Origin of the sequence: Gordonia sp. C13, from assembly GCF_023218005.1 — a bacterium.
Taxonomy (GTDB): Bacteria; Actinomycetota; Actinomycetes; order Mycobacteriales; family Mycobacteriaceae; genus Gordonia; species Gordonia namibiensis.
Genome location: NZ_JALPSY010000049.1, coordinates 1 through 10,182, shown reverse-complemented (window position 1 = coordinate 10,182; position 10,182 = coordinate 1). Strand labels below are relative to the sequence as shown.

At 62.4% G+C, this 10,182-nt stretch carries 8 protein-coding genes; 6 read left to right on the top strand and 2 right to left on the bottom strand.

The window, feature by feature from the left end; all coding sequences use genetic code 11:
* The first annotated feature begins 354 nt into the window (after nucleotides 1-354).
* On the top strand, nucleotides 355-1,875 hold the full coding sequence (locus tag M1L58_RS22860) for a class I adenylate-forming enzyme family protein (RefSeq protein WP_248660581.1): 1,521 nt from the start codon (nucleotides 355-357) through the stop codon (nucleotides 1,873-1,875).
* A gap of 193 nt (nucleotides 1,876-2,068) precedes the next feature.
* Here the strand turns inward: M1L58_RS22860 and M1L58_RS22855 are convergent, their stop codons facing one another.
* Nucleotides 2,069-3,415 (bottom strand): MFS transporter, encoded by a 1,347-nt coding sequence (locus M1L58_RS22855; RefSeq protein ID WP_248660580.1) that lies wholly within the window; start codon nucleotides 3,413-3,415, stop codon nucleotides 2,069-2,071.
* Between the two features lie 637 nt (nucleotides 3,416-4,052).
* On the opposite strand from M1L58_RS22855, the gene M1L58_RS22850 reads away from it, so the two are divergent.
* The 4 genes from M1L58_RS22850 to M1L58_RS22835 all read left to right on the top strand — a co-directional run bounded on the left by M1L58_RS22850 (nucleotide 4,053) and on the right by M1L58_RS22835 (nucleotide 8,525).
* Complete coding sequence (locus M1L58_RS22850) at nucleotides 4,053-5,690, top strand: flavin-containing monooxygenase (protein ID WP_248660579.1); 1,638 nt, start codon at nucleotides 4,053-4,055, stop codon at nucleotides 5,688-5,690.
* 126 nt (nucleotides 5,691-5,816) lie between these two features.
* On the top strand, nucleotides 5,817-6,578 hold the full coding sequence (locus M1L58_RS22845) for an SDR family NAD(P)-dependent oxidoreductase (RefSeq protein WP_248660578.1): 762 nt from the start codon (nucleotides 5,817-5,819) through the stop codon (nucleotides 6,576-6,578).
* A complete protein-coding gene (locus tag M1L58_RS22840) occupies nucleotides 6,575-7,306 on the top strand; it encodes an SDR family NAD(P)-dependent oxidoreductase (RefSeq protein WP_248660577.1) in 732 nt (243 codons plus the stop codon). The genes M1L58_RS22845 and M1L58_RS22840 overlap by 4 nt, the downstream gene beginning before the upstream one ends.
* Before the next feature lie 52 nt (nucleotides 7,307-7,358).
* Nucleotides 7,359-8,525, top strand: a complete 1,167-nt coding sequence (locus tag M1L58_RS22835) for an acyl-CoA dehydrogenase family protein (RefSeq protein ID WP_248660576.1) — start codon at nucleotides 7,359-7,361, stop codon at nucleotides 8,523-8,525.
* A 212-nt stretch (nucleotides 8,526-8,737) separates the two neighbouring features.
* Here the strand turns inward: M1L58_RS22835 and M1L58_RS22830 are convergent, their stop codons facing one another.
* On the bottom strand, nucleotides 8,738-8,899 hold the full coding sequence (locus M1L58_RS22830; RefSeq protein WP_248660575.1) for an NAD(P)H-dependent oxidoreductase: 162 nt from the start codon (nucleotides 8,897-8,899) through the stop codon (nucleotides 8,738-8,740).
* A 78-nt stretch (nucleotides 8,900-8,977) separates the two neighbouring features.
* On the opposite strand from M1L58_RS22830, the gene dinB reads away from it, so the two are divergent.
* A partial coding sequence (gene dinB, locus M1L58_RS22825) for a DNA polymerase IV (RefSeq protein WP_248660574.1) occupies nucleotides 8,978-10,182 on the top strand: 1,205 nt, incomplete at its 3' end.

Sequence of the window (10,182 nt, the reverse complement as noted above, 5' to 3'; positions counted from 1 at the left end):
TCCTGCTCGTGTGTGGTTGCCACGGCACGACGCACAGCCGACTCAACAAGCTCTGCCTGCCCCTCACGGGGCACAAATCGTGCAACGACGACAACCGGTTCCGAAGACATAACAACTCCCTTGGTGGATACGACGCCGAGCGGCGACGGTCGACGACCGCGCCTGATGGTAGGTCGAAAACGGGATCGTAGCGGTGTCTCAATACGCTTCATTCGGCATCGTTCCAGCGTCCTGATATGCGACATCCACCACGATGCGATCCGCCCTACGCTGCCGGGTAGTGGCTGCCCCTGACATGGCCCACCCGGGCTTCTTCAGACCAGCCGAGATCGTCACCGCACGAGAGGACCTCAGGTGAACATCGTCAACGTCATACGACGATCAGCGCGGCGCCACCCCGGCAAGGTGGCTGTCCGACACGGCGACACAGAACTGACATACCGCGACCTCGCCGACCAGTCGGCGCGCTTCGCATCGTTTCTCATCAATCAGGGCATTCAACCGGGCCAACGCGTCGGCATCCTGATGCACAATCAGCCCCAGTGGATCGTGGCGATGATGGGCATCTGGCAGGCCGGCGCGTGTCTGGTGCCCTACAACTATCTCTTCCACCCCGCGGCTCTGCGACATGCCAGCGACGACGCCGACGTCCAACTGGTCGTCGCACCATCCGCCGACATCCCACGTCTGACGGAGGCTCTCGCGGACCACCCCGCGCACGATCGTCTGGTTGCCGTCGGGGAACACCCCAATGCAATGACGACCTGGGACGAAGCGCTGTTGAGTACACCTGCATCAACGGTGGTGCCGCGATTCGACAGCGACGACGCCGTGCTCATGTACACCAGCGGCTCGACCGGCAACCCCAAGGGCGTTCGACAGACCCACCGCAACATCGCCGCGGTCTGCGAAGCAAAGCATGAGTGGTGGTCGATTGACGAGACCGACACCGCGCTCATCAGCACGCCACTGTTCCACGTCGGGGGTTTGCAACTGCTCGCATTGCCTATCCTCTTCGCCGGCGGAACGATCACGCTGCGCCGCTGGAACACTCGCGAATGGCTCGAGGACGCACGTCGACTCAAACCCACGGTCACGGCTTTGGTGCCGGCGATGATGATCGACATCGTCAACGAGCTTCGCGGCGAGCAGTTCCCGCTGCCCTCCATCCGAGTCTGCGCCATCGGCGGATCAGCCCTCCCACTCAGTCGCCTCCAACAACTGACCTCTCTGACCGGCATCGTGCCCGTCAACATCTACGGGCAGACCGAACAGATGGGGGTTTCAGTCACCGAACCCCTCGACGAGCCCCGACGGGAGGGCAGTCTGGGAAAGCCTCTTGATCAAATCGTGGAGGTACGCATCGTCTCGACGGAGACGCCAGCAGACGCGGTCAACGTCGCGACCGGAGAGACCGGCGAGCTGTGGGTCCGCGGTGACGCGGTCACCCCCGGCTATTGGCAACTCGACGCCGTCAACGATACGAAGTTCGTCAACGGCTGGTTTCGCACCAGCGATCTAGTGCGAGCCGATGCTGACGGCTACCTCTACTACGTCGATCGCGCCGACGACATGATCATCAGCGGTGGTGAGAACGTGTACCCACAGATGGTGGAAGGCCATCTCGCCGCCTGCCCGCTCGTCGCCGAGGTCGCGGTGATCGGAACACCTCACGAGAGGTTGTCGCAGCAAGTTACAGCAATCGTGGTCCCATCTCGCCCGGATGTCACTGCCGAGGACATCGCAGCGTACTGCGAGTCGGACCCGAACCTGCGTGGGTTGCAACGCCCCCGACGGATCGAGGTTGTTCAGACGATTCCTCGAACAGCAACCAACAAGGTCGACCGTCCCCAGCTGAAGCGCTCGTTTCACTAAGCGCTCTCCACAACGTCGCCGCCCACCTCAGACATGGAGTCGAGGTGGGCGGCGATTCCATGTCATTCGTATGGCACGGCATCAGGTCTGGTCCCGCCACCCGATGGCAGTCTTGCTCCAGGCGGTTCCTACATAGACGAATGGGCGGGTGGGTGTGCCCGCTCACCCACCCGCCCATTCGTCAGCCTTGTGACTAGATCGTCGGCGCCGGAATCGGCTCCCCCGCTCTTCGCGCTGATGTCGAGGCGATGGCCCAGATGCTCAACAGGCCCGCCACCGAGATGAAGATGCCCACCGAGAGTAGCGATCCCGTCGTCTCGAGCAGGCTGGTCGCGATCAGCGGCGAGAAGCCGCCACCGATCACAGCGCCGAGTTGGTAACCGATCGACGCGCCCGAGTATCGAACTTCCGCAGAGAACATCTCGTAGTAGAAAGCGGCCATGGGTCCGTAGAGAGCTCCCAGCGTCAACCCGGGGACGACTACCGCGATGAACAACAGGACGACACTTCCGGTCTCGAGCAACAGCACGTACGGAATCGCAGTGACGGTCGTGGCGACTGCAGCCCACAACAGGATCGTACGACGGTCCCGCCGGTCCGAGAGGGAGGCCACCATTGGGATCGTCACCACGGTGGCCACGCTGGATAACAGAACAGCGATGAGCGCAGTCGTGCGGTCGATGTCGTGGGAGGTGGCGTAGGAAATCGTGAATACGATGAGCACGTAGTAGTAGACCTGGATGATCAGGATCATTCCACCGGCCTGCAGGATCTGTTTCGGATGTGTCCGCAGAGCTTCGACGATCGGCGAGCGACGCTTGGGCGCACCACTGGCGATCGCCTCCGCCGCTCGACGCTCCTGCAGTTCTCGGAACTCCGCGGTGTCCTCGATTTTGAGTTGCATGTAGATCCCTGCAATAACGACAACGGCAGACAGCAGGAACGGAATGCGCCATGCCCAGCTCACCAGCGCGTCCGGGCTGACCGCTGCCACGACGATCAGAAACACGACGTTGGAGAGGATCACCGCCAGCGAGGGCCCGATGTGAGAGAAGCTGCCGTAATAGCCACGCCGGTGCGCTGGCGCATTCTCGGTGACCAGGAGCATCGCGCCACCGTACTGCCCACCCACTGCCAGACCTTGTGCCGCTCGAAGGATCACCAGCAGAATCGGCGCGAGGATGCCAACCGTCGCGTAGGTCGGCAGAAGGCCGATCAGGAACGTCGCTATCCCCATGATCATCATCGCGATAACAAGCAGCTTCTTGCGCCCGACGGTGTCACCGAAATGGCCAAAGACGATGCCGCCCAACGGCCTAAACAGGAATCCGACACCGAAGGTGGCGAATGCCGCCAGGGTCCCTAGTGCTGGGTTCACCGATGGGAAGAACACCTTGTTGAAGACCAACGCCGCAGCGGTCCCGTAGATGTAGAAGTCGTACCACTCCAAGGTGCTCGCGCCGAGCGCCGCAATGATGACCGTTCGGAGATTCCGCGGCGGTGGAGCTGCAGTTGTGGGTTGAATATCGCTGTCTGTCAATTGAACTCCTTCTGATCTCGCACCCGTTGAGTCGTAGCCACGGTTGCGCTGTGGCGTGAACCTACGTGCGGCGGATCACGTCCCGGTGTTTCAATCTGCAACATCTTGAGTTGACGCTGTAGCGGGCTCGGACATCCTGCGCCGTCACGGTCGACCTAGGTTGAGATCACCATCGTGACCGCCGCCCTCGCCGCGCGGGCACTGCTCGACACCGACGGGAGGGTCTATGGCGTCGCACCCTGGAGAAGATCCCCAAGTGCTGGCATACGCCAGAGCATGGGCACCATTCGGAGGTCCGCCAGGTACCGAGTTATTCGTCCTCTTTGGCATGGCCCCGCAACGTTTCTACGACCTTGTGCGGCGAATGATCCTGGGATCGTCTAGTACCGGGACCAGATGTGAGTTGGATCGTCGCCTACTGATTCTGGCGGCCGGATATGAGCACCGGGGTGCGAGCCGTAAGCTCACCCGGCACCGATGACAGGACTTCGCCCTGCCATCGTCTCCCACGAGTTCAGGACACAGCGATCGGCACCCTGTAGCGAACTGGCACAACCACTCGCGGGCTCCACGATCTTCAATCGAGATCGAATCACACACACCTCTGTCCGCAGGGGAGTCACAGGAGGAGCACCCCGTGTCCTTACAAACCGCTCCGGTCGAGCAAGACCAGACCGTCGCACACTTCGACGCCGTCGTCGTCGGCGCTGGCTTCTCCGGCTTGTACATGGTCCACCGACTGCGTGACGAACTGGGCCTATCCGTGCGCGGTTATGAGGCAGCCAATGGCGTCGGCGGCACGTGGTACTGGAATCGGTACCCGGGAGCACAAACTGACAGCTTGCACTCTGTGTACCAGTTCACTTTCTCGCCCGCGATCAGCGCGGAATGGACATTCTCGAGTCGATACCCGTCGCAGGGCGAAGTTCTCGAGTATCTCAACTTCGTCGCCGACCGCCTCGATCTCCGCAGTAGCTTCCAGTTCGGTAGCCGCGTCGCCGGCGCGTCCTTTGACGAGAAGGCAAACCACTGGACGATCGAGATCGAAAACGGTGAGACCGTCACTGCCCAGTTTCTCATCACGGGTGTTGGTCTGCTATCAGCACCTAATCGTCCAGACTTTCCGGGGTTGGACTCTTTCCGGGGCGACGTACTTCATTCCGCGGTGTGGCCGACGGACGGTGTAGATCTCTCCGGAAAACGAGTCGCACTCATCGGCACAGGGTCGACCGGTATCCAAATCCTTCCTCAGATCGCGGGGGACGCGGCCCATGTCACTGTGCTGCAGCGAACCCCCAATTATGTTGTACCAGCCCACAACCGACGACTGACCGACGAAGAGAAGGACGCCTTCCGCGCCGAACGCGAGCAGATCGCTCGGCGCGTTCGGAAGCATCCGTTCGCGATGGATTTCACCAGTAAAGGCTTGAACGCCCTCGAGGTAGACGCTGATACGCGTCACGCCGTTTACGAAGAAGCATGGAACAAGGGCGGCTTCTACTTTCTCTTCGAAACCTTCGACGATCTGCAGATCGACGAGGCGGCCAACGAGACCGCGTGTGAGTTCATCCGCGCAAAGATCCGTGAAATTGTGAAGGACCCGCAAACCGCCGAGACGCTGACGCCACGCAACTACCCTTACGGCGCTAAGCGCCCCCCAGCCGGCACCCATTACTACGAGACCTTCAACCGACCCAATGTCGACCTGGTCGACCTGCGTAAGACACCAATCGTCGAAATCACCCCCGACGGAGTGCGCACCGAAGCCGGTGACCATTCGGTCGATGTCATCATCATGGCCACCGGTTTCGACGCCTCCACAGGCTCACTGACCCGCATCGACATCCGGGGGCGTGACGGCCAGCGACTGGCCGATCGCTGGGCCGAGGGCCCGATCACCAACCTCGGGTTCAACACTTCAGGCTTCCCCAATCTGCTGATGATCACCGGACCGCTGAGCCCGTTCGCCAACATCCCCACCTGCATCGAAGAGACATCAGACTGGATCGTCAATTGCATCAAGCACCTGCGCGAACACAACTACACGCATATCGAGTCCAACCCAGCCGCCGAACAGGCGTGGGCAGACCACGTCACCGAGATCGCCAACATGATAGTTACGGGTAAGGGTGAAGCGGTGAATACCTGGTTCGCGGGAGCCAACATTGCCGGCAAGAGCAATGCAATCAATGTCTACTTCGGTGGAGCCAACGCATACTTCGCCAAAATTCGTGAGACAGCAGCCGAGGGATACACCGGATTCTCGATGAGATAACCCCGCGCCCTCCCGGCGAATTCGCCTCTGGAGTAACCGCGTTCCCAGCAAACGATTCTCGCGTCGCTGTTCGACGAGCATGTGACTCCGCCCGCGCACGGGCCCGAAGCAGATCAAGGAATGTCTATGGAAATCAACGAATGTACTGCCGTGGTCACCGGAGGTGCCTCCGGCCTCGGACTGGCTACTGCCCAGCGATTAAGTGCAGAGGGCGCCTATGTGGTCATCGCGGACTTGGAGTCGTCGAACGGCCATGAGGTTGCCCAAGAATCGGGCGGTCGAATGACGTTTGTGCCCACCGATGTACGCGACAGTGAGCAGGTCGCGCAAGCCGTCGCGGCAGCTTCCGCGATTGCTCCGCTGAGAATCGCTGTGAACTGCGCGGGAATCGGCGACCCGGCACGCACCTTGGGCAAGAACGGCCCTCTCGACCTGGACCGTTTCGAGCGGGTGGTCTCGGTGAACTTGATCGGAACGTTCAACGTCATCCGGCTCGCTGCGGAGGCGATCGCCGCCACCGAACCTGTCGCCGGAGAGCGCGGGGTCATCGTCAACACTGCATCTGTCGCCGCATACGACGGCCAGGTAGGTCAGGCGTCGTATTCGGCATCGAAGGGTGGAATCGTAGGAATGACTCTTCCCATCGCCCGCGACTTCGCGCAAGCTTTGATCCGGGTCGCCACGATCGCACCAGGTATGTTCTCGACGCCCATCCTGCAGGGCCTCACCGATCAGGCACGCGCATCGTTGGAGTCCCAAGTGCCACACCCATCTCGCCTGGGCGAACCGAGCGAGTATGCGAGTTTGGTGGCGCACATCGTCGAGAATCCGATGATCAACGGCGAAACCATCCGTCTCGATGGAGCACTCCGGATGGCTCCGCGATGAGCCGCGCAGCACTGGTCACCGGCGCTTCACGCGGAATCGGACTCGCGATCGCCCGTCGGCTGGCGGAGCGGGGGTGGGACCTGACCATCTCGGCACGGTCCGAGCAAACACTGCGCGACGTCGCCGACGAGATCGCACGCATATCGTCGACTCGTGTCCTTCCGGTTGTCGCCGATATGGGTTCCGAAGAGGACCTGCAACGGCTCGCCGCTGCCCATACAGAACATTTTGAGCGTCTCGATGCATTGGTTCTGAACGCGGGTATGGGGTCGATCGGCCCGTTCTCCGAATTCCCGGTGCGTCGGATGGACAAACTGATGAATATCAATGTTCGCTCGGCCTACGTACTCATCCAACAGCTACTCCCCGCTTTGCGGGCGACAGCCGGAGCCACTGACGCCAGCCGAGTGATCGCCATATCGTCGCTGACCGGTGTCGCAGCTGAACCGTTGAACTCGGCCTACGGCGCGAGCAAAGCTGCGCTGACCTCTCTGTGTGAAACGCTTAATACCGAACAGTCCGCCTCGGGTGTGAGCGCGACGGCGATCTGCCCGGGTTACGTGGCCACCGACATGACGGCCCCGCTCACCGACAACGTTCCTGCTGACAGCATGATCAGCCCGGATGCAGTTGCCGAGCTAGCCGTTGCACTGACCCGCTTGGACCGCAGCGCCGTCGTTCCGGCGATACCTGTCTCGCGACCAGGACCATCCGTATGGCGCGTTTGACGGACTCCCTCCACCCTCTGGGCCAGGCCCCGCCACCAAGGAAGGCTGTCTGATGTTGCTCGACCTCGATGATTCACGTCGCGACTTCCGGAACTACGTACGCGACTGGGTCGACAAGAATTATCCCGCCGAGCGCGCGATCGAACTTGAAAAGCGCGAGTACGAGTACCCATTCGAACTCTGGGAAGCGATGGCAGACGCGGGCTTCCACGCGTTGGGAATCGACGAAGCCTACGGGGGACAGGGAGGAAACGCGGTCGACACCGCTGTCCTGGCCCGCGAGCTCGCGCGAAGCTTGGGCGGACTGTCCTGGGTCTGGGGCATCCCCTCGTTCGCCGGCGCCAAAGCATTGAGCCACGGCGGCACCGATGAACAGAAGAGCGAGTACCTTCCCCAGCTAGCCGCGGGGAATATTCGGTTCTCGATCGCCGTGACAGAACCAGGCGGCGGGACCGACCTCCTGGGGGCAATGCGCACCCGAGCGGTCAAAGTAGCTGGCGGCTGGCAGGTATCCGGACAGAAAATGTGGTCGACCGGCGCAAAGCAGGCCACCTACCTACTGTTGCTGGCCCGCAGTGGTGACCCCCAGACACCCGGGGCCCGACCACCCACCACCTTGCTGCTGGTCCCTACGACCTCACCCGGCATCGAGATGCGGTACATCCCGAAACTGGGAATGCGAGCGATGGGCTCCTGCGAAGTCTTTCTCGACGATGTCTTCGTTCCTGACTCTCAACTCCTTGGCACCGCACACGAAGGATTCAAGGTTCTGCTTGCCTCGTTGAACAACGAGCGCATCATGAGCGGCGCTCTGGCACTGGGCATGCTCGACGGCGTCTTGGAGGAGTCCGTCCAATACGCCAGCACCCGAACAGCTTTCGGAAAAGTCATCGGCGGACATCAGATCATCCAACACTACATCGCTGATACGGCACTAGCTCAAAAACAGTGCGAGCTGCTCACATTCGACGCAGCGTGGCGAGAATCCACCGGCGTCAACTGTCACAAGGAAGCCAACATCGTCAAGGTCGTTACCTCCGAGCTAGCGGTTGCCGCAGCCGACCGCGGCATTCAGGTACTCGGCGGGATGGGCATCTCGGCCGAGACCAATGCACAACGCTTCTGGCGGGACCTGCGCCAATTCCGGATTGCTCCGATCAGCAACGAAATGGTGCGCAACAACCTGGCCGAGACCTACGGCCTACCGCGCTCCTACTAACAAAGCCGCTGGAACTCACACGACGCCCGGTATCGACCAGACAGCCTGCCCGGCCTTGCCGATTGATCCATGCGGCCGGGTGTCCACCACATGGCGTACGCAGCCCGATCCTCGATCCCGCTCATGGGAGACGAGAATCGGGCTGTTCGTATTTCATTGCACGCCCGTAGATCCGTGAGCCGACAACGGGTGGCGCCGACCTCAGCAGCGGCTCAGGCCGTCCCACATTGCATGGTCCAGGCGACGTCGAGGATCTCGAGGGCGGGACCAGGCGTGTCTATCCGCTCGACGAACCAGTGGGCCACGGTCGGGCCGATGCGGCCCTCGCGAACACTGGCGATGATGAGCACGATCTTCGGTGGTGTCGGTGTCATGAGCCCAGGGTTCAAGTTCAAGTCCACTTGAAGTCAAGCATCTATCCGCTGTCGTCCCGATATGCGAACATTTGTTCTATGCGGATCGAGCGTCGGGAGCGGCAGGAGGCGACGATCCTGCATGCCGACCTCGACTCCTTCTACGCGTCGGTCGAGCAACGCGACGACCCGTCCCTGCGCGGCCGTCCGGTGCTGGTCGGCGGCGGCGTCGTGCTCGCCGCCAGCTACGAGGCGAAGGCCAGGGGAGTGCGGTCGCCGATGCCGGGCCACGAGGCGCGGGCCCTCTGTCCGGACGCCGTGGTGGTCCGTCCCCGGTTCGACGCCTACATGGAGGCCAGCCGGGAGGTCTTCGACATCTTCCACGACACCACCCCCGTCGTCGAAGGGATCTCGGTCGACGAGGCGTTTCTGGACGTCGGTGGTCTGGGCCGGATCAGCGGAACCCCGCGCGACGTCGCCACGACGATCCGCGCCCGCGTACGCGACGAGGTCGGACTGCCGATCACCGTGGGCGGCGCGCGCAGCAAGTTCCTGGCGAAGGTGGCCAGCGCCGTCGGCAAGCCCGATGGCCTGCTGATCGTCGCGCCCGGCACCGAGCTCGCTTTTCTTCATCCGCTTCCGGTGCGTCGGCTGTGGGGCGTCGGGCCGGTGACGGAGGCCAAACTGCACGACGCGGGGGTCCAGACGGTGGGTCAGCTCGCGGAGATGGGTGAGCGGTCGCTGCGTGCGGTTGTCGGATCAGGGGCGGGTCGCCACCTCTTCGCGCTCTCGCTGGCCCAGGACCCGCGTCGCGTCGAGACCGGCAAGCGACGGTCCTCCATCGGTTCGCAGCGTGCACTGGGGCGTCGACCCAAGTCCGAGGCCGACCTCGAGGCGACCATCGTGGCAATCGTCGAACGTCTCGGCAAGCGCCTGCGCACCGCGGAAAGGGTCTGCCGCACAGTGGTTCTCCGTCTCCGATTCGACGACTTCACTCGCGCCACCCGTTCCCGCACCCTTCTCGAGGCCACCGACCGCACCGACCTCATCATGGCGTCGGCGCGCGGACTCCTCGCCGACGCGATGCCGATCATCCGTGAGCGCGGTTGCACCCTCGTCGGGTTGTCACTGACCAACCTCGATGACCACGACAACATCCAACTGACCTTGCCCTTCGACACCGATCACGCAGAACAGCTCGACGCCACGATGGACCTTTTGCGGGATCGTTTCGGTCGGGACTCGGTCACGCGCGCCGTGCTCATCGGTCATCATCACGGCGACGACGCGCCGATGCTCCCCGA

Bases quoted from the DNA above. Each gene is read 5' to 3' on its own strand.
- M1L58_RS22840 (WP_248660577.1), top strand. From the start codon at position 6,575: ATGAGCCGCGCAGCACTGGTCACCGGCGCTTCACGCGGAATCGGACTC.
- M1L58_RS22845 (WP_248660578.1), top strand. From the start codon at position 5,817: ATGGAAATCAACGAATGTACTGCCGTGGTCACCGGAGGTGCCTCCGGC.
- M1L58_RS22835 (WP_248660576.1), top strand. From the start codon at position 7,359: ATGTTGCTCGACCTCGATGATTCACGTCGCGACTTCCGGAACTACGTA.
- M1L58_RS22830 (WP_248660575.1), bottom strand. From the start codon at position 8,899: ATGACACCGACACCACCGAAGATCGTGCTCATCATCGCCAGTGTTCGC.